We start from the raw sequence: 21,827 nt of genomic DNA on the forward strand, positions 1-21,827 counted from the left end.
CTCAGCCGGGTGAGGTGTCGCCGGCCTGCGACGGCAGCCGCCGGGCGAACCAGTCGGTGCGCGACTGCGACACCGGGTCGACCCGCACGCTCGCGCGCAGCACCGACGCCCGGTCGCCCCCGGCGAGCACCAGCGGCAGGTCGAGCGAGGTGATCTGGGGCAGGTCGTGCTGGAGCTGGGCGACCCGCAGGACCAGCCGCTCCACCTCGGCGACGTCGACGACCTCCGAGCCGCGATAGCCGAACAGCATCGGCGAGCTCTTGATCTCACGGACCATCGCCGCCGCGTCGTGCTCCCCGATCGGCGGGATCCGGTAGGAGCGGTCGGCGAGCAGCTCGGTCAGCGGTCCGGCGATGCCGAAGGACACGACCGGGCCGAAGAGGGGGTCCTCCATGCTGCTGATCGCGACCGGCACGCCGGGCGGTGCGTTCTTCTGGACCACCCAGCCGGCGCTGTCGGTGCTGGTGATGAGCTGGTTGAGGGACTCCCAGGCGTCCTTCATCTCGGCGGCGGAGTCGATGTTGCGCCAGACGTGGGCCAGGTCGGGACGCTCGCGCAGGTGGCCGGCCGTCGCCTTGAGGACGACGTCCCAGCCGAGCTCGCGACCGACCTTCTGGGCCTCCTTGAGGGTGTCGACGCGTTGCTCGGCCCACGTCTCGATGCCGTAGGCCGCCAGCAGCTCGCGCACCTGGTCGGCGTCGAGGTCCACCCCGTCGGGGTTGTCGCGCAGGGCGTCGAGCACGATCCGCTTCGCCCCGACCGAGTCGAGGTCGGTGGCATCCAGCGTCGCGCCGTCCGGCGTGCGCAACCACACGGCGTACCCGACCACGCGCGCGAGCGCACGCACGGCGGCCTCGACCGCCGGGTAGGACGGCACCGAGCCGCGTCCCGCGACCTGGCCGGCGACGTCCGGGACCCGCAGCAGCTCGGGCACACCCTCCGCGCCGAGGAAGGAGGAGACGAGCGGCTTGTCGGACTGCTCGCCGACCGCCGCGAGGACGTTGGCGACGTCCTCGCCGGAGACGTTGAGCGGCGGGATGTAGACCGCCACCACCGCGTCGACGTCGGGGTCGTCGATGGCGGCGTCGAGCGCGTCCTCGAAGTGGTCGGCGGTCGCGTCGGCGCCGAGGGCGACGGACTTGTTGACGACCAGCCCCACGGCGGCCGCGGCGTCGGAGGCCAGCAGGCCGAGCGCGTCGGAGTTGCCGACCACGGCGACCCGGCGCCCGCGCGGCAGCGGCTGGTGGGCGAGCAGCTGGGCGACGTCGAACATCTCGTCGAGGTTGTCGACCTGGATCACGCCCGCCTGGGCGAACATCGCGTCGACCGCCTGCTGGGGCGCGGCGATCTTGCGGACCGCGTGGCCCATCGGCACGCCCTGCGTCGTCCGACCGGAGCGGACGGCGACGATCGGCTTGCGCAACGAGACCCGGCGGGCGACGCGGGAGAACTTGCGCGGGTTGCCGATCGACTCGAGGTACATCATCACGACCTCGGTGGAGTCGTCCTCCTCCCAGTACTGCAGGAGGTCGTTGCCGGACACGTCGGCGCGGTTGCCGGCGCTGACGAAGGTCGAGAGGCCGAGGCCCCGGTTGTTGACCTTCTCGAGGATCGCCGAGCCGAGCGCGCCCGACTGGCAGAAGAAGCCCGCCCGGCCCGCCGGCGGCATCAGCGGCGAGAGGGACGCGTTGAGCGAGGTGTCCTTGTCGGTGTTGATCACGCCGAGGCAGTTGGGCCCGATCAGGCGGAGCCCGTAGGAGCGGGCGAGCCCGACCAGGCGGCGCTGCCGCTGGCGCCCCTCCTCCCCCGTCTCGGCGAACCCCGACGAGATCACGACGAGGCCGTGGACGCCCTTGGCGGCGCAGTCGAGGACGACGTCCTGGACCGCGTCGGCGGGGACGGCGACGATCGCCACGTCGACCTCGTCGGGGATGTCGTTGACGGTCTTGTAGGCCGGCAGTCCCGACACCGCGTCCGACGTCGGGTTCACGGCGTGGACGCGACCGGTGTAGTTGCCGGTGACGAGGTTCCTCACCAGCGCCTGGCCGATGGTGTCCTGGCGCCGGCTCGCCCCGACCACCGCGATCGAGCGCGGGTGGAAGAAGCGCTCGATCGAGGCCGACTCGGCGCGGTGCTCGCGGGAGACCATCACACCGACGGAGGTGTCGGTCGGGTCGATGGGGAACTCCAGCACCATCACGCCGTCCTCGTAGCCACTGGCCACGTGGTAGCCGGCATCGCGGAAGGTGTGGATCATCTTCTGGTTGTCCGGCAGCACCTCCGCCATGAACCGCTCGATCCCGCGCTCCCGGCCGGCCTGCGCGAGGTGCTCGAGCAGCAGCTGGGCGATCCCGCGCCCCTGGTGGCGGTCCTCCACGAGGAAGGCGACCTCGGCCTCGCCCGGCTTCACCACGTCGTAGCGGCCGACGGCGATCATCTGGCCGCCGAGCTCCACGATCATCGCCACCCGGTCGACGTGGTCGACCTGGGTGAACCGGACGACGTCGCGGTCCGACAGCGTCGGCATCGGGCTGAAGAACCGGAAGTACTTCGACTCGTCGGAGACGCGTGCGTAGAACTCGATGAGGAGCTGGGCGTCCTCCGGCCGGATCGGCCGCAGGTGGGCCGTCCGCCCGTCGCGCAGCAGCACGTCGGCCTCCCAGTGCCTGGGAGCCGTCGTCTGCTGGTGGGGGGCCTCGGCCATGCCCTGAATCTATCGCCCGGAGGTCGAGGTGCGGGCTGTGCCGGAGGTTGAGGCGTGAGGGCGCCCAGCGCCCGAGCCACGAAACCCCCGTCAGGACCGCTGCGGCCTCGAGGCCAGCTGGGGCAGGTCGTCGAACCGCCCCTCGATGAGCGCCAGGCGCTTGGCGCGGCTCCAGCCCTGGATCTGCTTCTCGAACGCGAACGCCTCGTCGATCCGCTCGAACCTGTGGCACCACGCGAGACGGACCGGTCGACGCCTGAGCGGCCGCGTGTGGCGCGAGCCGAGGCCGAGGTCGTGCTCGGTCAGACGGCGTTCGAGGTCGATCGTGCTGCCGGCATAGAACGACCCGGCGGCGCACTCGAGCAAATAGGTCCGAGCCATCCCTCGAGTCTGCTGGACGCCGCGAGGGAGTGGCGCGGACGAAGGGTCGCCTGTGGACGAGCGCGGTTTCGTGGCTCGCTCCGCTCGCACCTCAACCTCCGGGAGGCCTACCAGTACCCGCCGCCCGGCGTGCCCCGGTCGGGGCGAACGGGTGTTCGGTGAAGAATGGCGCGCATGGCACGGCGTACGACGAAGAACCCTCCCCCGGACGACGACTTCGAGGAGCACATCCTCGACACCAACATCAAGGACGAGATGGAGACGTCCTTCCTCGAGTACGCCTACTCGGTCATCTACTCCCGGGCGCTCCCCGACGCCCGCGACGGGCTCAAGCCCGTGCAGCGGCGGATCCTCTACACGATGAACGACATGAACCTCCGGCCCGACCGGGGACACGTGAAGTCGGCACGCGTCGTCGGTGAGGTCATGGGTCGGCTCCACCCCCACGGCGACGGCGCGATCTACGACGCGCTGGTGCGGCAGGCCCAGCCCTGGTCGCTGCGGCTGCCGATGATCGACGGCCACGGCAACTTCGGGTCGCCCGACGACTCGCCCGCGGCGATGCGCTACACCGAGTGCCGGATGGCACCGCCCGCGGTGGCGATGACGGCCTCGATCGACGAGGAGACCGTCGACTTCAAGGCCAACTACGACAGCCGTGAGCTCGAGCCTGTCGTGCTGCCCTCGGCGATCCCCAACCTGGTCGTCAACGGCACCACCGGCATCGCCGTCGGCATGGCCACCAACATCCCGCCCCACAACCTCGTCGAGGTCGTCCAGGCGCTGCGCCACCTGGTCAAGCACCCCGACGCGACCCTCGACGACCTGATGCGGTTCATCCCCGGCCCCGACCTGCCGACGGGCGGCAAGATCGTCGGCCTCGACGGCATCCGCGACGCCTACGAGGCCGGCCGCGGCTCGTTCAAGATGCGCGCGACGGCGCGGGTCGAGTCCGTGGGACGCCGCAAGGGCATCGTCGTGACCGAGCTCCCCTACGGCGTCGGCACGGAGAAGGTCGTCGAGCGGATCAAGACCCTCGTCCAGGGCAAGAAGCTCCAGGGCATCGCCGACATCAAGGATCTCACCGACCGTGAGAAGGGGCTGCGCCTCGTGATCGAGGTCAAGAACGGCTTCGTGCCCGAGACGCTCCTGGAGCAGCTCTACAAGCAGACGCCGATGGAGGACTCCTTCGGCATCAACACCGTCGCGCTCGTCGACGGCCAGCCGCGCACCCTGGGGCTCAAGCAGCTGCTCGAGGTGTTCCTCGACCACCGCTACGACGTCGTCCGCCGCCGCTCGCAGTTCCGCCGCGACAAGAAGGCCGACCGGCTCCACCTCGTCGACGGCCTGCTGATCGCGCTCCTCGACATCGACGAGGTCATCCAGGTCATCCGCACCAGCGACGACAGCGCGGCCGCGAAGGAGCGGCTGATGTCGGTCTTCGACCTCAGCCAGCCGCAGGCGGACTACATCCTCGAGATGCAGCTGCGCCGGTTGACGCGGTTCAGCCGGATCGAGCTCGAGAAGGAGCAGGAGACGCTGCGCCGGGAGATCGAGGAGCTCGACGCGATCCTCGCCGACGAGGGCCTGCTGCGTGAGGTCGTCTCCACCGAGCTCGGCGAGGTCGCCGCGACCTTCGGCACGCCGCGTCGTACGGTCCTGCTCGAGTCGGCGGGCAACGCCGCGGTCACGGCGGCCGCGTCGCCGCTCGAGGTGGCCGACGACCCGTGCTTCGCCTACCTCTCCTCCAGCGGGCTGCTCGCGCGGACCACGACCGACGAGCTCCCCGGGTCCGGCGGCGGGCGCAGCAAGCACGACGTGGTCGTCTCCGCCGTGCGGACGACCGCGCGCGGGACGATCGGGCTGCTGACCAACCGCGGCCGTGTGGTCAAGCTCGACGCCCTCGAGCTGCCGACGCTCCCCGCGAGCGCCAACGACCCCCACCTGTCCGGCTCCAACCCCGTCAGCGAGTTCGTCTCGCTCGAGCAGGGCGAGCGCGTGCTGGCACTGACGTCGCTCGGCACCGAGGGTCCGGGCCTCGCGATCGGCACGAAGCAGGGTGTCGTGAAGCGCGTGAACCCCGAGGTCCTCGGCCGCGACGAGTGGGAGGTCATCGGGCTCAAGGACGGCGACGAGGTCGTCGGCGTCGTCGAGCTCACGACCGGCCAGGAGACGCTCTGCTTCGTCACGGGCCAGGCCCAGCTGCTGCAGTTCAGCGCCTCCCTGGTGCGTCCGCAGGGCCGCTCGGGCGGCGGCATGGCCGGCGTCAAGCTCGGTGCGGGCGACCACGTGGTGTTCTTCGGCGCCTTCGAGGCCGACGACGCCGTGCTCGTCACGTCGTCGGGGTCCTCCACGGCGCTGCCCGGCACCGAGCCCGGCGCGGTCAAGGTGACTCCGTTCTCGGAATACCCCGCCAAGGGCCGTGCCACCGGCGGCGTCCGCTGCCACCGCTTCCTCAAGGGCGAGGACGTCCTCGTCTTCGCGTGGGCAGGTCGGGCACCGGCCCGCGCGGCCGCCAGCAGCGGTGCCCCCGTCGACCTCCCGGAGCCGACCGGGCGCCGCGACGGTTCCGGCGTGCCCGGCAGCCAGCCGATCGCCGCCTGTGCGGGCCCGGTCGCGGCCCGGCTCGCGACGGGCGCTATGGAAGGCTGAGCGCATGATGCGCGCGCTCGGGGTCCTCACGTCGTCGGTCCTGCTCGCGGTGACCGGCTGCACCGCCGACTCCCCCGACGACGACGGCCGCACGCCCGACGACGTGCTCGCCGCGGCGAAGCAGACGCTCGACGAGACCAGCGGCGTCCGCCTCACCCTGACCGCCGACGAGCTGCCCTCCGGCGTGACCGGGGTGACCCGTGCCGAAGGCGTCGGCACCCATGCCCCGGCCTTCGACGGCACGCTCACCGTGGTGCTGGGCGGCGCGTCCTTCGACGTCCCCGTCGTCGCCCTCGACGGCGTCGTCCACGCCCAGGTCCCGCTGGTGCCGGGCTGGCAGGAGGTCGACCCCGACGAGTACGGCGCCCCCGACCCCGCCCAGCTGATGTCGACCGACGCCGGCTTCTCCTCGATCGTCACCGCCGGTGAGGACGTCGCCGAGGGCGAGAGCGTCCGCGGCGGCGACGACAACTCGGAGGTGCTGACGGAGTACACCGCCACGGTCCCCGGTGACGTCGTCGGCAACGTGATCCCGAGCGCCGAGGGCGACTTCGACGCGACCTTCACCGTCACCGACGACGACGAGCTCCGCGAGGCGGTGCTGACCGGCGTCTTCTACCCCGGCACCGAGCCGATGACCTACACCATCGGCCTGTCCGACTACGGATCCGAGCCGACGATCACCGCCCCGTGAACCGGCTGCTGCTGTCGCTGGCAGCCGTCGCGGTGGCGTTCGCCGCCGCCGACACCTACGTGGTGGTGCTCGCACTGCCGGACATGATGGCCTCGGTCGGCATCCCGATCGACCAGCTCCAGCGTGCCGCACCGATCGTGTCCGGCTTCCTGCTCGGCTACGTCGCGATGCTGCCGATGATCGGCCGGATCGCGGACCTGCGCGGCCGGGTGCCGGTGCTGGTCGCTGCCCTCGTGCTCTTCGCCCTGGGCTCCCTGGTGACGACCGTGGCCTACGACCTGCCCTCGATGGTCGGCGGCCGGTTCCTGCAGGGGGTCGGAGGCGGCGCACTCGTCCCCGCCACGCTCGCGCTCGTCGCCGACCTCTATCCCGCGGAGCGGCGCGGCGTTCCCCTCGGGGTCGTGTCGGCGGTGCAGGAGATCGGCAGCGTGCTCGGTCCCCTGCTCGGCGCCGTGGTGCTGTCGGTCGCCGACTGGCGGGCGATCTTCGCCCTCAACCTCGCCGTCGGGCTGGTCCTCGCCGCCGCCATCCGAGTAGCCGCCATCCGGGTAGGTGGTCGAGCAGCGAGCGAAGCGAGCGTGTCGAGACCTCCGGACCTGGTCGGTGTCGCCTTGCTCCTGGTCGTCCTCGCCGCCGGCGGCCTCACCTTCCTGCAACCCCCGCCCCTCATGCGCGACCTCACGTGGGGCCAGCTGTTCATCCCGCTGGTGGGCGACGGCCGCTGGACCACGGCGACCGGCCTGGTCACGCTCGCCGCCGTCGTGGCGTTCCTCGCCCGGTGCCTGACGACCGCCCGGCCGCTGGTCGACCTCCGCGGCTGGGTCGGTGCCGCGCGGGAGGCCGACCTGGCGGGCTCGCTGCTGCTCGGCCTGGCCCTCGCCGGCATCGTGCTCGCCTTCGCCACCGCCGACCCGCGGGTGCAGGTCTTCTCCGACCAGGGGCTCTGGTACCTCCTCGGCGCCGCCGTCGCGACCGCTGCCCTGCTGGTCCACCTCCGTCGCGCCAGCGATCCCCTCGTGCCGCGCGGCGCGCTCCGCCGTACGCCGGCCTGGGGGTCCGTCCTCGTCAGCTTCTTCGTCGGAGCCGCGCTCATCGCGGCCCTCGTCGACATCCCGGTCTTCGCGCGCACCACGACCTATCCGGACAGCCAGCTGCTGGCCGCGCTCGTGCTGGTGCGGTTCCTGGTCGCGCTGCCGGTCGGCGCGGTCGTGGGTGGTTGGCTGACCCGCTCGCTCCCGGCAGGGGTGGTCACCGCCGCGGGCATGGTCCTGGCGGCGGCCGGGTTCGTGTGGATGAGCACCTGGGGGCTGGCCGCGCTGGAGAGCTGGACCGCGACCCTGCCCCTCGTGATCGGCGGGCTCGGTTTCGGGCTCGCCCTCGCGCCCGTCAACGCCGCCGTCCTCGCCACCACGGACGCGGCCGTCCACGGCCTCGCCTCGGCGTTCGTGGTGGTGGCGCGCATGGTCGGGATGCTGGTCGGGATCTCCGCGCTGACGACGCTCGGGCTACGGCAGTACTACGCCGAGCAGGCCGACCTGCCGCGGGTGCAGGACGTGTGCGACGGCGCCAGCCGGTGCGACCGCTTCACGCTGCTGCTGCGCGAGGCGGGCATCGCCCAGGAGCAGGTCGTCTTCCTCGGAGCCGCCGGCTGCGCGGTCGTCGCCGCTGTCCTGGCCGTCGTACTGCTGCGCGGAGCACCCACCCGCTCCGCTAACGTCGGACCGTGGCCGACTTCGACGACCTGATCGCTGCCAACCGCACCTTCGCCGAGAGCTTCGACCTCGGCGGCTTCGACGGCGTCGCCCACGCGGGCGTCGCGCTCGTGACGTGCATGGACTCCCGGATCGACCCGCTGCGGATGCTGGGGCTCCAGGCGGGCGACGCCAAGATCTTCCGCAACCCCGGCGGGCGGGTGACGCCGCAGGCGCTGGAGGCGCTGGTGCTCGGCGTCCACCTGCTCAACGTGAAGCGGATCCTCATCGCCCCCCACACGCGCTGCGCGATGGCCTCCAACACCGAGGACGAGCTGCGCGCCCGGATCAGCGAGTCCGCCGGGATCGACGCGTCGTGGCAGCCGCTTGGTGTGGTGCCCGACCAGATGGCCGCGCTCGAGCAGGACGTCGCCAAGGTGCGCAGCCATCCGCTCATCCCCGATTCCGTGCCGGTCGGCGGCTTCCTCTACGACGTCGACACGGGGCTGCTCGAGCAGAAGTACTGAGCCGGTCCTAGGTTGGCGCCATGACCGGTGCCTCCGCCCTCCCGCTGTCCCTCTCCCCCGACGTCACCGAGGCGCTCGACGCGGGGCGGCCGGTCGTCGCCCTCGAGTCGACGATCATCAGCCACGGCCTGCCGCGTCCGCGCAACCTCGAGGCGGCGCGCGACTTCGAGGCGATCCTGCGGGACAGGGGCGTCACGCCGGCGACGATCGCCGTCCTCGACGGCGTGCTGAAGGTCGGGCTCACCGACGCCGAGCTGGTGCGGATCGCCGAGGAGGACATCGTCAAGCTGTCGGTCCGCGACCTGCCCGTCGTCGTCGCCCGCGGAGGTTCCGGGGCGACGACGGTGGCCGCCACCTCGTTCATCGCGGCCCTCGGCGGCGTGCGGGTCTTCGCGACCGGGGGCCTCGGCGGCGTCCACCGCGGGGCCAACGAGAGCTTCGACGAGTCCGCGGACCTGACCGTGCTCGCCGACGTGCCCGTGACCGTCGTGTCCGCGGGCGTGAAGTCGATCCTCGACATCCCCGCCACGCTGGAGCGCCTGGAGACCCTGAGCGTGACCGTCGTCGGCTGGGGCACCGAGGAGTTCCCGAGCTTCTGGCTGACCAGCTCGGGCGAGCGGCTCGACTGGTCGGTGCCGGACGGCGCGGCGGTCGCCGCGGTGATGGCGGCGAACGACGCACTCGGGCGGCGTACGGGCATCCTCGTGGCCAACCCGCTGCCGCGGGAGGACCAGCTCGACCCGGCGGTCCACGACGCGGCGCTGGCCCAGGCGCTGGCGGAGTCGGAGGGCCTGAGCGGCAAGGAGGTCACGCCGTTCCTGCTCCAGCGGATCGTCGAGATCACCGGCGGCACCAGCCTCGAGGTCAACCTCGAGATCGCCGCCAACAACATCCGGGTGGCGGCCGAGATCGCGACCGCCTGGGCGGCGCACCGGTGACCCGCCTCCTGGTCGTCGGCGACGTGGTCGACGACGTCGTCGTCCGGCCGCTGTCCGACGTGACCCGGGCGAGCGACACCACCGCGGAGATCCGGCGGACCGACGGCGGCTCCGCCGCCAACGTCGCGGCGTGGCTCGGTCACCTCGGTGCCGACGTGAGGTTCGTCGGTCGGGCCGGCATCGACGGGGCGCGGCGGCACGCCGCGTCGCTGGCGGCGTACGGCGTGGACGCGCGGGTCTCCGCCGACCCCGACCTCCCGACCGCGACGCTGGTGGCGCTGCTCGACCCGACGGCCGAGCGGACGATGTACGTCGACCGCGCGGCGAACGCGACCCTGTCGGCGACGGACCTGGGCGACGACGTCCTGGACGGCGTGGGCTGGGTGCACCTGACGGGCTACTCGTTCTTCGACGACGGCGTCCGGCCGGTCGTGCTCGACCTCGTGGCCCGCGCGCGCGAGCGCGGTTGCGGCTGGTCGGTCGACCCGAGCTCGGTGAGCTTCCTGGCCGCGTGCCCCGACTTCCTGACCTGGGTCGCCGACGCGGACCTGCTGCTTCCGAACGCGGACGAGGCGCGGCAGCTCACCGGTCTCTCCCCCGCCGAGGCGACGGCGTCACTCCCCTTCCCCGAGGTCGTGGTCAAGCTCGGAGCCGACGGCGCGCTGAGCTCCGCCGGGTCCCGCGTGGCCGCGCTGCCCGCGCCCGTGGTCGACACGACCGGGGCCGGTGACGCCTTCGCGGCCGGGTTCCTGAGGACGAGGATCGAGGGCGGCAGCACCGACGAGGCCCTCACGGCGGGTGCCGCGGCCGGTGCCCGGGCCGTCACGAAGCTGGGCGCTCGCCCCTGACGTCGACCACGAGCCGGGCCGGGTCGTCGAGCGTGAAGACCTCGAACGGGGCCGGATCGCCGTCGAGACCCACGAAGACCTGGGTGTAGCCCTCGAACGTGCCACCCACGTACACCTCGGTGAGCGCCCCCGCCGGGTCGGCCGGCAACCGGTCGGGACCGTCGTAGTAGGTCGGGTCGCCGGGCCCCGGCCAGAAGGTCCCGGACACCCCGACCTGCAGGATCGACTCACCGGGCAATCTGATGCGGTAGCCGCTGCCGTCCGAGACCGCGCGGTCGACGTACTCGACGTACCAGCCGGGGACGCCGTCCCCGTCGAACTCGAGGACGACCCGGTCGAAGCCCTCGTGGTGGCCGACCCGGACGTCGGTGAGGAGGAGGTCCCACGGCCCCGACTGCTCCGACGTGTCCGCCTCCGGTGTCGGCGTGGGTGGTTGCGGCACGCGTGGCGTGGAGCCGGTGGCGGCGAGGACGCCGACGAGGGCGCCCCCGATGACGGCGAGAGGTGTCATGCCCGTGACACGCACGAGCGGCCGTCGAGGTTGTCCTCGCCGTGTGAAGGCCGACCGACGACCCGGCCGCTGGTGGCGTCCGGGCCAGCGGACGTCATACGCATCGAGTCCTATGACGACCAGGTCGTATGACGTTGCGCGACTGCTCAGGCAACGGCAGGCCCGGAACCACCGCTAGTGCGACCAGTTGTCACCGCTCCACCACCGCACCAGCAGCACGCCGTCAGCCTCGACCCGTCGCTCCCCCTGCTCGATCTCCCGCGTGGCGATCACCTCGGTCAGGTCGCCGGACACCTCGACCGCCCACTGCTCGGGCGTCTCGCAGACCTCCCCCGTCCACGGGCCCGCCGGGAGCCGCTGGAGGGAGTAGCGGACGGCGTGCGGTCGGTCGTCGTCGCGCAACCGGCGCAGGACCACGCGAACGTCCCCATCGACGAGGGCGACCTCCTGCACCAGGTCGCGGGCGTCGAAGAAGGGGAGCGCGAGGTGCTCCCGGACGAGCTCGACCATCCGCGCGCTCCCCCAGTCGTGCTCGTCCATGGACGGAGCCTAAGCAGCCCGGGGCGGTCCCGCGACGGAAAATCCGGTTGCCCGAGCGGCTGCCCTCCACCAGCGTGCGGGCATGACGTTGCCGTGCCCGACCCTCCAGACCGACCGGCTCCGGCTCCGCCCCTTCGAGGACGACGACGCCGCCGACCTCTACGCCCTGATGAGTGACGCCCACGTCCTGCGCTACTGGGACTCACCGCCCTGGTCGGAGCCGGCGCGGGCCCAGACGTTCATCGACCGCTGCCGCGCGATGGCCGAGGACGAGAGTGGCGTCCGACCCGCGGTCGAGCTCGCCGACGGCACCTTCCTCGGGTGGGTCACCTTCACCGACTGGGTCCCGGACTTCCGCAGTGCCGAGCTGGGCTACGTGTTCGCCCGGGAGGCGTGGGGGCATGGCTACGCCACGGAGGCCGCACGCGCCGTCCTGACCTGGGCGTACGACACCCTGCCGCTCAACCGCGTGCAGTCCCAGGCCGACACGCGCAACCCGGCGTCGGCGCGGGTGCTGGAGAAGCTCGGCTTCGTCCACGAGGGGACGCTGCGACAGGACTGCATCGTCGACGGGGTGGTCTCGGACTCCTGGCTCTACGGACTGCTGCGCAGCGACTGGGCCCCGACCGTCCGATGACGAGGGTCAGTCGCAGGTGTTGGTGGTCGCGACCACCCAGCCGTCGCCGGCCGCGCGGACGACCCGGACGCTGCCGATCCGCTGCCTGCCATCGTCGGCGGTGATCACGAGCTGTCGGGCATCCCCGCCGCCGGTCACCGTCACGCTGCCCGGTGAGGTGGCATGGTCCTCGGCGACGACCCGGCGCACCTCACGCAGGGACAGGCCCTGGGTGTCGGCAGCGACCTCGACCGGCGTACGCGAGCAGTCCAGACGAGGCGCCACCATCGGAACCAGGACGAAGGCGGCGACGCCGGTCATGAGCACGGCGGCGATGACGAGCCCGCCCGGATCGGGTCGGCTACGTGGTGAGGACGGCCCCTGCACCGGTGGCATGCCAGCAGGATCCACCCGCCGCCGGAGACCACCGCGGAGGCGCGCCGTCAGGCGTCGAGCGCCTCCACGTCGACCTCGTAGGCGCCCTGCACGATGAACTCCTTGCGCGGCGCCACCTCCGAGCCCATGAGGAGCTCGAAGACGTTCGAGGCCTGGTCGGCGTCGTCGAGCGTGAGCCGGCGCAGCGTCCGCCGGCGCGGGTCCATCGTGGTCTCCGCCAGCTGGTCGGCATCCATCTCGCCGAGGCCCTTGTAGCGCTGGACCGGGTCCTTCCAGCGGACGTTCTTCTTCGACAGCTCCGCCAGCTTCCGCTGGAGCTCGGCGTCGGAGTAGGTGTAGACGTACTTGTCCATGCCCTTCTTCGGGTTGGACAGCTCGATCCGGTGGAGCGGCGGGACGGCGGAGTAGACGCGGCCGGCCTCGACGAGGTCGCGCATGTACTTGAAGAACAGCGTCGCCAGCAGGGTGCGGATGTGGGCACCGTCGGAGTCGGCGTCGGCCATGAAGATGATCCGTCCGTAGCGACGGGCCTCGACGTCGAAGTCGCGCCCCGACCCGGCGCCCACGACCTGGAGGATCGAGGCACACTCGGTGTTCTTGAGCATGTCGGCCACCGAGGCCTTCTGGACGTTGAGGATCTTGCCGCGGATCGGCAGCAGCGCCTGGAACTCGGAGTTGCGGGCGAGCTTCGCGGTGCCGAGCGCCGAGTCACCCTCGACGATGAAGAGCTCGGTCTTCTCGTTGTCGGTGGCCCGGCAGTCGGCGAGCTTGGAGGGCAGCGCGGAGGATTCCAGCGCGTTCTTGCGCCGCTGGGTCTCCTTGTGCTGCCGCAGCGTCTGTCGGGTCTTGGCCGCCCCCGCGACCTTCTCCATGAGCCGCTTGGCCTGGGCCTTCTCGGCTCGCTTGGTCGACGTCAGGAACTGCTTGAGCTCGGCGGCGACGACCTTGCGCACGACGGTGCGCGCCGCCGGCGTCCCGAGGATCTCCTTGGTCTGGCCCTCGAACTGCGGCTCCGCGAGCCTGACGGTCACGACGGCCGTCATGCCCTCGAGGACGTCGTCCTTGATGACGTCGTCGTCGTTGACCTTGAGCACCTTCGAGGCCCGCATGGCGTCGTTGAACGTCCGGGTCAGGGCGGCCTCGTAGCCGCTGACGTGAGTGCCGCCCTTGGGCGTGGCGATCACGTTGACGAAGGACTTCACCTCGGTGTCGTAGCCCATCCCCCACCGCACGGCGACGTCGACGGTGAGCTCGCGCTCGACCTCCTGGGGCGTCATGTGGCCCTGCTCGTCGAGCAGCGGGACGGTCTCGGTGAAGGTGTCCTTGCCCTCCAGCCGGAGCACGTCCGTGACGGGCTCGTCGTGGGCGAGGAACTCGACGAACTCCCCGATCCCGCCGTCGTGGCGGAACTTCTCCTCGACGGGCGTGTCACCCCGCAGGTCGCGGATCACCAGCTCCAGGCCGGGAACGATGAAGGAGGTCTGGCGCGCCCGGCCGAGGAGGCCCTCGAACTCGAAGCGCGCGTCCTTGGTGAAGATCTGGCGGTCGGGCCAGAACCGGATCCGGGTGCCGGTGGTTGCCTTGGCGACCCGCTTGCCCTTGCGCGTCAGCCCCGACCTCGCCTCGAACCCGGCCTTGGGACCGTCGCTGTCGAACACTCCGGGGACGCCGCGCTGGAAGCTCAGCCCTTGCTGGGAGGGCGAGCGGTCGACGTCGATGTCCATGCGTGCCGACAGCGCGTTGACGACCGACAGGCCGACGCCGTGGAGACCACCCGTGGCGACGTAGGAGCCGCCACCGAACTTGCCGCCGGCGTGGAGCTTGGTGGCGACGACCTCGACGCCGGGGAGCCCGGTCTTGGGCTCCTTGTCAGTGGGGATGCCGCGGCCGTCGTCGTGGACCTCGACGGAGTCGTCGGGGTGGAGCGTGACCTCCACGCGGTGGGCCGAGCCGGCCAGCGCCTCGTCGACGCCGTTGTCGATGATCTCCCAGAGGCAGTGCATCAGCCCGCGGGTGTCGGTCGACCCGATGTACATGCCGGGGCGCTTGCGCACCGCCTCGAGACCCTCGAGGACGAGGAGGTGGGCGGCGTTGTAGGTCTGGTCGGCGATGGTGCTGCTCCTGCGTGCGTACGGACTGCGGGCTGTGACGGGTCCTGAGTGCTCTGAAGGGCCCTGAGTGGCTCTGTCTGGCGGTGACGAATCTACCCGCGACACGCCGGGGCCCGACGCAGGCACGCCTGCCGGGCCCGGGACTACGGTGGCCGCACCAGCACCACCGCCCCACGAAGCTCCTCAGGCCCGACGTGGAGGGAAGCGTTGATCACGATGCGGACGTCACAGCGAACCTCCTGCCCGGGTTCGGCAACGCAACCGGTCCTCACCGCGTCACAGTTCGTGTACGAGGCTCGAGACCTGGGATTCTCCTCCGGGCAACTTGGTCCCCGTGGTTGGATTGAGGTGTCGAGGGACACGTGGTGGTCAGCAGGGCACGGGAATCTTGGGCCCGGTCGCTACGTTCCACTGACATCCCGAACGAAGAAATGAGGCCGATGTGAACACTGCCGTTGCCCCTGGTGCCCCCGCACTGAGCGCCGCAGACCGCTGCGACCGTTGCGGAGCACAGGCCTACCTCCGCGTCGAGCTCCAGGCCGGTGGCGAGCTGCTCTTCTGCGCCCACCACGCCCGCGAGCACGGTGAGAAGCTCAAGGAGATCGCCGCCAACGTGCACGACGAGACCCACAAGCTCTCCGACTCCACCCCCGCGGCCGCGCCCGACGAGGAGCGCTGACCGACCAGTCGTCGGTGACGGCCCCGGACCCTCGCGGTCCGGGGCCGTCGCCGTTCCCGCGCTGTGGGAGGCTGACGCCGTGAGCGGGGTCGAGGTGCTGGTCGCGATCGCGATCCTGGTGGGCCTCGCCGGCATCATCGTCCCGATCCTCCCCGGCGCGGTCCTCATCGGCGCCGCGATCCTGGCCTGGGCCTTCCACGTCGACACCCGGACCGGGTGGGTCGTCCTCGCCGTCTCCCTCGCCTGGCTCCTGGCCGGTGCGGTCCTGAAGTACGTCGTGCCCGGCCGCCGGCTCTCCGAGGCGGGCGTCCCCAGCCGCACGCTGTGGGCGGGCGCGGCGCTGGGCATCGTCGGCTTCTTCGTCATCCCCGTCATCGGTCTCTTCGTCGGCTTCGTCGTCGGCGTGTACGCCGCGGAGCGGGCGCGGCTGGGTGCGGAGTCGGCCGGCGCCTCGACGAGGGCCGCGCTCAAGGCCGCGGGCGTCAGCATCCTCATCGAGCTGGTCTCGGGCACCGCGGCCGCCGCCACGTGGGCGGCGGGCGTGGTCGTCACGTGACGGCGGTCCTGCTGGCGCTGGCCAGCGCGGCGGCGTACGGCCTCTCCGACTTCGTCGGCGGCGTCACCTCCAAGCGGGCGAGCCCGTGGAGCGTCGCCCTGGTGGCGGCCTGGGTCGGCGGGCTCGCGCTGCTGGGCCTGTCCGCCCTCGTCGGCGGTGACCCCACGCGACCTGACCTCGGCTGGGCCCTGGTCGCCGGCGTCGCGAACGGCGTCGGGACCGGCTTCCTCTACCGCGGTCTCTCCTCGGGCCGGATGGGCGTCGTGGCGCCGGTGAGCGGTGTGGGTGCCGCCGTGGTCCCGGTCGCCGTGGGCGTGCTCACCGGCGAGCGCCCCTCGGCCCTTGTCTGGGTCGGCATCCTGGTGGCACTCCCCGGCATCTGGCTGGTCGCGCGCGAGCCGGTCGCCGAGGACGTGACCGGAGCCGCCCCGAGCTCCTCGGGCGCCCTCGACGGCGTCCTCGCCGGGCTCGGCTTCGGTGCGCTCTTCGCCGCGCTGGCCCAGATCCAGGAGGAGGCAGGCTTCCTGCCGCTGGCGCTCAACCAGCTCGTGGCCGGGCTCGTGGTGGTCGCCATGGCCACCGCGCTCCGCGCCCGGTGGCTCCCGCGGGAGCCCGCAGCCGCCCTCGGTGGCATCAGCGGGGTGCTCGGTGCCACGGCGACCGGGTGCTTCCTGCTCGCCACCCAGGCCGGCTACCTCACCGTCACCTCGATCCTCGCCTCGCTCTACCCGGCGATCACCGTCGTGCTCGCCGCCACGGTCCTGCGGGAGCACGTCCACCGGACCCAGGCCGTCGGGCTGGTGCTCTGCGGCGCGGCCGTGGCCCTGGTCGCCGGCGGCTGATACCTCGCGGGCTAGGTTGTTTCCATGAGCGAGGACCAGACCACCCCGGAGACCGCGGCCGCCACGCCCGAGACGCCGGCGGCGGACCCCACGCCCGAGCGCGCCGACCAGCCCGCCGGGGCCGCGAGGGACCCGTTGCGCGGGTCGCGCACCAGCGGCCTGTGGACCGGGCTGGTGCTGATCTCGGTGCTGCTGATCCTGCTGATCATCTTCATCGCCCAGAACACCGACCCGGTCGACATCGCCTTCCTCGGCTGGGAGGGCGAGGCGCCGCTGGCGGTCGCGCTGCTGGCCGCGACCGTGGCAGGGCTGCTGCTGGCCGTGACGGCCGGCAGCCTCCGGATCCTCCAGCTGCGGAGGCGGGTCAAGCGCGACCAGCGCTGACCCGCCCCGGTCTCAGGCAGCCGGGCTGCCGGAGGCCAACCAGCCGGTGAACTCGCGGCGGTCGCCGAGCCAGTCGGTGATCGGGTGCGACCCGTCGTGGAGGTCCTTCATCCGCAGCGCGACCCGCAGCTCGTCCGGGCTGCCGAGGCAGTCGCGGTCGATCTCCACGACCGCGACGTCACGGCGCCACCGGAGGTCGACGGAGTAGGCGCAGTCGATCGGGCCGTCGGAGCTGATCTTCCACTTCCTCATCCGCACCAGCGCATAGTCGCTGCCGCTGAACAGCGGGGTGGTGAGCGCGAACTCGGGACCACGGCGGTCGGGGTTCTTGTCGAGGTAGACCGTCTGGATGGCCTGGCCCCGCTTCTTCAGGTTGGGGTAGGTGATGCGCACGCTGACCTTCTCGGTCCCGTGGGTGATGCGTACCTTGCGCATGTCGGTGAGCGACGCGGTCGCGTCGGCACCGTCGTCGGTGCTGTAGGTCTCCGCCGAGGCTGGCGCGACGCTGGTGAGGACGGCGGTCGCGGCGGCTGCCAGGGCGACGGCGGTGCGGGTACGGCGGGTCAGCTTCATGGTCTCGGTCCCTCCCGAGTCGGTGGTCTGTCGTCCCTCAGACGCCCACGGGGCGTCGGAGGTTGCGGCCGGATCTAGGTTGGCTGGATGAGGCGGGCGGGCACGACCCTGATACCAGTCGCCCTGGTCCTGCTCGCCGCCTGCACCGGGACCACGGACCCGCGCGCCCCCGGACCAGGGACGCCGGCGGCCACCACCAGCGAGTCCTCCGCCCCACGCCCCTCGGAGCCGACCGCCGACCCACCCGTCGTCACGCGGCTGCTGGTGGTGGGTGACCTGATGCTGGGACGTCGGGTCGCCGCCGCCAACCCGGGTCGCCCCGTCCGCCCGCTGCGCCACCTGGCTCCGAGCATCCGGCGCGCCGACATCGCGGTCGGCAACCTCGAGAGCACCCTCGACGACGACGGTCCGCCGCAGCAGGGCGACGACTCCTTCGCCGCTCCCCCGGGCACGCTGCGCGGCCTCGAAAGCGTCGGCTTCGACGCGATGTCCTTGGCGAACAACCACACGGGCGACTACGGGCCGGCGATGCTCCTCGACACCGTCGAGGAGCTCCGGGACAGCCGCATCGCCGGATTCGGTGCCGGGCCCGACCGCGCTGCCGCCAGCAGACCGGCAGTCGTCGAGCACGACGGGATCCGGTTCGGGTTCCTCGGGTTCAACGCGATCGGCGAGACCCCCATGGCCGGAGCGCGGTCGCCCGGTGCGCTCTCGGTGCGGATGCCGATCCGGACGGCGCCGGAGATCGTACGCGCCGACCTCGACCACGTCCTGGGCGTCGTACGCCGCCTCGACCGGCGGGTCGACGTCGTCGTGGTGCTCCCCCACTGGGGCGACCAGTACACCCACGAGGCCCTGCCCGTGCAGTCCACCGTCGGCCGCGCGCTCGTCGGCGCCGGGGCGGACCTCGTGGTGGGCGGGCATCCCCACTGGGTGCAGGGCCTGGAGTCGGTCGGCGCCGCCGTCATCGCCCACTCGCTCGGCAACGCCGTCTTCGACATGGACTTCATGGAGCAGACCATGGAGGGCGTGACGCTGACCGCGACGTTCCGCGACGACCGGCTCGTCGACGTCGCGCTCGATCCCTACCGGATGGATGCCGACTTCGCGCCCCGGCCACTCCGCGGAGCCGCCGGGGCTGCCGTCCTCGCCGACGTCCGTGCCCACCACGTGGGCCGCTACCGGGCACCCTGAGGCGCCAGCCAGGCCAGCAGCAGCCGGCCGGTACGCCGCAGCTGGTTCGGGTCGACGACGTCCACCCGGTCGTCGGCGGAGTGGTAGGCGGCGTAGGGCGTGCTGCCGAGCCGCGCGCCCGGGAGGCCCTCGCGCACGAACGACCAGTGGTCGCTGCTGCGCTGGCCGGGATCGGCCACCGTCGGCACGCCGGAGCGCCGGCCCGCAGCCAGGAGCGAGCGCTGCACCGGGTCGGACGCTCCCGCGGACCCGACCGGGACCACGCCGCCCACCCCGACGCGGTCGAGCGACACCATGCCGCGCACGGCGCTCCGCGCCGCGGGCGGCAGCGAGGCGACGTAGGCACGGGAGCCGTAGTGGTGGTCGTCGTCGGTCGGACCCCGCGGCTCCTCGGCGCCGAAGGCGACCCACACGACCGGCAGCCGGGTCCGGCGGTCGGCGACCGCCGCCGCGGCGAGCAGCACCGCCACTCCGGAGCCGTTGTCCTCCGCCCCCGGCGCCTGCGGCACGGTGTCGAGGTGGGCGCCGACGACGAGGTGCGGCTCGTGGCGGTCGAGGCCCCAGGGCCGGGCGACCACGTTCTCCGAACGTCCCGCGGCGACCGGAACGCCCCACGACACCCCGGCGGGGACGCCGAACCGCTGCCGCGTCACCTCGTAGCCCATCGACGTGAACCGTCGCGCGGTCCATCGCGCTGCTCGTGAGAAGGCCGCACTGGTGCCGTGGCGCGGCCCGACCTCCCCGGCGAGACGAGCGACCACGGCCTCGGCGCGGCGTACGTCGAAGTCCAGCGCGCGGAGCGGCGGCACGCGGTCCGGTGCGGGGGCGGACGTGGCGGTGGCCGACGGCCACGGGACCGTCGGGCTCGTCGGCGTGGGGTCCGACGGGTCAGGAGCCGCCGGCTCCGAGCAGGCGGCCGTGAGGCACACCAGCAGCGCCGTCGCGATCCGGGCGGTCCTCATCTTTGCGAGGGTACGTCGGCGATTTCTCCCGCGAACCGCCCTCCGCGTGAGAAGGTGGACCCGGCTCGCTGCCCCATCCCCCCGGGCGGAGAGCTTCTGCGACGCCGCCGGCCCCCAACTCCCCCGTTTCCAGGCCGGCGGCGTTCGCCATGTTCGGAGCTGGGTAACCGGGACGCTGCGCGAACCTCAGAGAAGCCCGCCGCTGTGGGTGTTTCCCCAACCCCTGAAGTGCTTCTCGACCTCGTCGCGCGGCTTGCCGGGCGGGACGGGATGACGGTTCTGGAGCCTCCAGACGACGGCCACCAGCCCGACCACGACGAGGGCGACGGCGATCAGGAGCCACGTCACGGGGATCACCTCCGGCGGAGCAGGCGGACCCCTCCACGGTGCGCCCGGAACCGCGCCGCGCGCCAGCAGGTCTAGACCCGCTGGTGGGCCGCCGGCAGCACCCCGCCGAGGGCGCTCACCAGGCTCGGGCCGACCTCAGTCGAGGTAGTCGCGCAGCACCTGCGAACGGCTCGGGTGACGCAGCTTCGACATCGTCTTCGACTCGATCTGACGGATGCGCTCGCGCGTCACGCCGTAGACCTTGCCGATCTCGTCGAGGGTCTTCGGCTGGCCGTCGGTGAGCCCAAACCTCATCGACACCACGCCCGCCTCACGCTCGGAGAGCGTGTCGAGGACGGCGTGGAGCTGCTCCTGCAGGAGCGTGAACGACACGGCGTCGGCCGGGACGATCGCCTCGGAGTCCTCGATCAGGTCGCCGAACTCGGAGTCGCCGTCCTCACCGAGGGGCGTGTGCAGCGAGATCGGCTCGCGGCCGTACTTCTGCACCTCGATGACCTTCTCGGGAGTCATGTCGAGCTCGAGCGCGAGCTCCTCGGGCGTGGGCTCGCGACCGAGGTCCTGCAGCATCTGGCGCTGGACGCGGGCCAGCTTGTTGATGACCTCGACCATGTGGACCGGGATCCGGATGGTGCGGGCCTGGTCGGCCATGGCGCGGGTGATCGCCTGACGGATCCACCAGGTCGCGTAGGTCGAGAACTTGTAGCCCTTGGTGTAGTCGAACTTCTCGACCGCGCGGATCAGGCCGAGGTTGCCCTCCTGGATCAGGTCGAGGAAGAGCATGCCGCGGCCGGTGTAGCGCTTGGCCAGCGAGACCACGAGGCGCAGGTTCGCCTCGAGCAGGTGGTTCTTGGCGCGGCGACCGTCCTCGGCGATCCACTCGAGCTCCTCGAGGAGCTTGGCCGAGATCTTGCCGCCCTTGCCGAGCTTCTCCTCCGAGAACAGGCCGGCCTCGATCCGCTTGGCGAGCTCGACCTCCATCTCGGCGTTGAGCAGCGGGACCTTGCCGATCTGCTTGAGGTAGTCCTTGACCGGGTCGGCGGTCGCGCCGGCGACCATGACCTGCTGGGCAGGCTCGTCGGTCTCGTCGGCGGCCGACACGACGAAGGTCGACGTGGCGGTGGCCTCCTCCTCGTCGGCCTTGATGGTCGGGTCGGCGGCGACGTCCTTCTCGAACTGGTCGTCCGGGATGTCGGGGAGGACCTTCTTGCCGTCGGGGCCGACGGCAGGCGCCGCGCCGTCGGCCGCGGCGGCTGCCTTCTTGGCGGCTGCCTTCTTGGCCGGGGCAGCCTTCTTGGCGGCAGCCTTCTTGGCCGGAGCCGGCTCCGCGTCGGCGGCCTTCTTGGCGGCCGCCTTCTTCGCGGGTGCCTTCTTGGCCGTCGCGCTCGTCGTCTTCTTGGCCTTCGTCGTCGAGGCCGCGACGGCACGGGTGCCGACGGGGATCGCGACACTGATGCCGAGGCTGCTCAGGTGGGCCATCAGGCCCTTGAGGTGGCGCGGCTCGACCGCTGCGTCCTCACTGGCCTGTCGCACCTCGTCGGGGGTGATGCTGCCGGTCGGCCGACCCCGCTCGATCAGGGCCAGCACGGCAGGGTGTGCCAGCACCGCGGCGGGAAGCTGCTTGCGCGCGTTCGAGGACACGAACACCTCTCGTCAGGGGTGGGAGGGCGCGGCGAGGCCCGG

At 72.2% G+C, this 21,827-nt stretch carries 22 protein-coding genes; 12 read left to right on the forward strand and 10 right to left on the reverse strand.

The features are described 5' to 3' along the window. Position 1: 1 nt before the first annotated feature. Together ABD091_RS01090 and ABD091_RS01095 are read right to left on the reverse strand one after the other, a co-directional pair. Positions 2-2,704 (reverse strand): bifunctional acetate--CoA ligase family protein/GNAT family N-acetyltransferase, encoded by a 2,703-nt coding sequence (locus ABD091_RS01090; RefSeq protein ID WP_343915266.1) that lies wholly within the window; start codon positions 2,702-2,704, stop codon positions 2-4. A gap of 90 nt (positions 2,705-2,794) precedes the next feature. Further along, positions 2,795-3,085, reverse strand: a complete 291-nt coding sequence (locus tag ABD091_RS01095) for a GIY-YIG nuclease family protein (RefSeq protein ID WP_343915267.1) — start codon at positions 3,083-3,085, stop codon at positions 2,795-2,797. 174 nt (positions 3,086-3,259) lie between these two features. On the opposite strand from ABD091_RS01095, the gene ABD091_RS01100 reads away from it, so the two are divergent. From ABD091_RS01100 to ABD091_RS01125, 6 genes are read left to right on the forward strand one after another with little or no spacing between them, the layout of a single operon-like run. Then, entirely contained in the window at positions 3,260-5,737 is a 2,478-nt protein-coding gene (locus tag ABD091_RS01100) for a DNA gyrase/topoisomerase IV subunit A (RefSeq protein ID WP_343915268.1), read from the forward strand. Positions 5,738-5,741: 4 nt separating this feature from the next. Further along, the gene (locus tag ABD091_RS01105; protein ID WP_343915269.1) at positions 5,742-6,431 is read left to right on the forward strand and encodes an LppX_LprAFG lipoprotein; all 690 of its coding nucleotides are present in this window, start codon (positions 5,742-5,744) and stop codon (positions 6,429-6,431) included. Continuing rightward, positions 6,428-8,176 carry an MFS transporter gene (locus ABD091_RS01110; protein ID WP_343915270.1) on the forward strand — a complete coding sequence of 583 codons (1,749 nt, stop codon included), beginning with the start codon at positions 6,428-6,430 and terminating at the stop codon, positions 8,174-8,176. Before ABD091_RS01105 ends, ABD091_RS01110 begins: the two co-directional genes overlap by 4 nt. Then, a complete protein-coding gene (locus tag ABD091_RS01115) occupies positions 8,155-8,649 on the forward strand; it encodes a beta-class carbonic anhydrase (protein ID WP_343915271.1) in 495 nt (164 codons plus the stop codon). The genes ABD091_RS01110 and ABD091_RS01115 overlap by 22 nt, the downstream gene beginning before the upstream one ends. 20 nt (positions 8,650-8,669) lie before the next feature. Next, positions 8,670-9,587, forward strand: a complete 918-nt coding sequence (locus ABD091_RS01120) for a pseudouridine-5'-phosphate glycosidase (RefSeq protein ID WP_343915272.1) — start codon at positions 8,670-8,672, stop codon at positions 9,585-9,587. Then, positions 9,584-10,435: a carbohydrate kinase family protein gene (locus ABD091_RS01125; RefSeq protein ID WP_343915273.1), complete on the forward strand. Its 852-nt coding sequence runs from the start codon at positions 9,584-9,586 to the stop codon at positions 10,433-10,435. Before ABD091_RS01120 ends, ABD091_RS01125 begins: the two co-directional genes overlap by 4 nt. Here the strand turns inward: ABD091_RS01125 and ABD091_RS01130 are convergent. Both ABD091_RS01130 and ABD091_RS01135 read right to left on the reverse strand, forming a co-directional pair. Next, positions 10,410-10,946 carry an AMIN-like domain-containing (lipo)protein gene (locus ABD091_RS01130; protein ID WP_343915274.1) on the reverse strand — a complete coding sequence of 179 codons (537 nt, stop codon included), beginning with the start codon at positions 10,944-10,946 and terminating at the stop codon, positions 10,410-10,412. The two genes, ABD091_RS01125 and ABD091_RS01130, sit on opposite strands and share 26 nt — an antisense overlap. A 174-nt stretch (positions 10,947-11,120) precedes the next feature. Further along, the gene (locus tag ABD091_RS01135; protein WP_343915275.1) at positions 11,121-11,486 is read right to left on the reverse strand and encodes a hypothetical protein; all 366 of its coding nucleotides are present in this window, start codon (positions 11,484-11,486) and stop codon (positions 11,121-11,123) included. A gap of 82 nt (positions 11,487-11,568) precedes the next feature. Here ABD091_RS01135 and ABD091_RS01140 point away from each other — a divergent pair, with 82 nt between their 5' ends. After that, complete coding sequence (locus ABD091_RS01140; protein ID WP_343915276.1) at positions 11,569-12,123, forward strand: GNAT family N-acetyltransferase; 555 nt, start codon at positions 11,569-11,571, stop codon at positions 12,121-12,123. A gap of 6 nt (positions 12,124-12,129) precedes the next feature. Here ABD091_RS01140 and ABD091_RS01145 read toward each other — a convergent pair whose 3' ends face one another. Together ABD091_RS01145 and ABD091_RS01150 are read right to left on the reverse strand one after the other, a co-directional pair. Next, positions 12,130-12,498, reverse strand: a complete 369-nt coding sequence (locus ABD091_RS01145) for a hypothetical protein (RefSeq protein WP_343915277.1) — start codon at positions 12,496-12,498, stop codon at positions 12,130-12,132. 47 nt (positions 12,499-12,545) lie between these two features. After that, entirely contained in the window at positions 12,546-14,714 is a 2,169-nt protein-coding gene (locus ABD091_RS01150; RefSeq protein ID WP_379189131.1) for a DNA gyrase/topoisomerase IV subunit B, read from the reverse strand. Positions 14,715-15,051: 337 nt separating this feature from the next. Here ABD091_RS01150 and ABD091_RS01155 point away from each other — a divergent pair, with 337 nt between their 5' ends. The 4 genes from ABD091_RS01155 (at position 15,052) to ABD091_RS01170 (ending at position 17,070) form a co-directional block, all read left to right on the forward strand. After that, positions 15,052-15,288 carry a DUF7455 domain-containing protein gene (locus ABD091_RS01155; protein WP_343915278.1) on the forward strand — a complete coding sequence of 79 codons (237 nt, stop codon included), beginning with the start codon at positions 15,052-15,054 and terminating at the stop codon, positions 15,286-15,288. Positions 15,289-15,367: 79 nt separating this feature from the next. Next, a complete protein-coding gene (locus tag ABD091_RS01160) occupies positions 15,368-15,844 on the forward strand; it encodes a DUF456 domain-containing protein (protein ID WP_343915279.1) in 477 nt (158 codons plus the stop codon). Continuing rightward, positions 15,841-16,686, forward strand: a complete 846-nt coding sequence (locus ABD091_RS01165; protein WP_343915280.1) for an EamA family transporter — start codon at positions 15,841-15,843, stop codon at positions 16,684-16,686. The genes ABD091_RS01160 and ABD091_RS01165 overlap by 4 nt, the downstream gene beginning before the upstream one ends. 24 nt (positions 16,687-16,710) lie before the next feature. Beyond that, a complete protein-coding gene (locus ABD091_RS01170) occupies positions 16,711-17,070 on the forward strand; it encodes a lipopolysaccharide assembly protein LapA domain-containing protein (RefSeq protein ID WP_343915281.1) in 360 nt (119 codons plus the stop codon). Between the two features lie 12 nt (positions 17,071-17,082). Here ABD091_RS01170 and ABD091_RS01175 read toward each other — a convergent pair whose 3' ends face one another. Continuing rightward, positions 17,083-17,643 (reverse strand): hypothetical protein, encoded by a 561-nt coding sequence (locus tag ABD091_RS01175; protein WP_343915282.1) that lies wholly within the window; start codon positions 17,641-17,643, stop codon positions 17,083-17,085. 87 nt (positions 17,644-17,730) lie between these two features. Here ABD091_RS01175 and ABD091_RS01180 point away from each other — a divergent pair, with 87 nt between their 5' ends. Then, positions 17,731-18,837 (forward strand): CapA family protein, encoded by a 1,107-nt coding sequence (locus ABD091_RS01180; protein ID WP_343915283.1) that lies wholly within the window; start codon positions 17,731-17,733, stop codon positions 18,835-18,837. Here the strand turns inward: ABD091_RS01180 and ABD091_RS01185 are convergent. From ABD091_RS01185 to ABD091_RS01195, 3 genes are all read right to left on the reverse strand, one after another. Further along, on the reverse strand, positions 18,822-19,799 hold the full coding sequence (locus ABD091_RS01185) for a M28 family metallopeptidase (protein ID WP_343915284.1): 978 nt from the start codon (positions 19,797-19,799) through the stop codon (positions 18,822-18,824). The genes ABD091_RS01180 and ABD091_RS01185 overlap by 16 nt on opposite strands. 186 nt (positions 19,800-19,985) lie before the next feature. Further along, a complete protein-coding gene (locus tag ABD091_RS01190; protein ID WP_343915285.1) occupies positions 19,986-20,147 on the reverse strand; it encodes a hypothetical protein in 162 nt (53 codons plus the stop codon). A gap of 135 nt (positions 20,148-20,282) precedes the next feature. Beyond that, positions 20,283-21,791, reverse strand: a complete 1,509-nt coding sequence (locus tag ABD091_RS01195) for an RNA polymerase sigma factor (protein WP_343915286.1) — start codon at positions 21,789-21,791, stop codon at positions 20,283-20,285. Between the last annotated feature and the right edge of the window lie 36 nt (positions 21,792-21,827).

This window comes from Nocardioides aestuarii, from assembly GCF_039527245.1.
Taxonomy (GTDB): domain Bacteria; phylum Actinomycetota; class Actinomycetes; order Propionibacteriales; family Nocardioidaceae; genus Nocardioides; species Nocardioides aestuarii.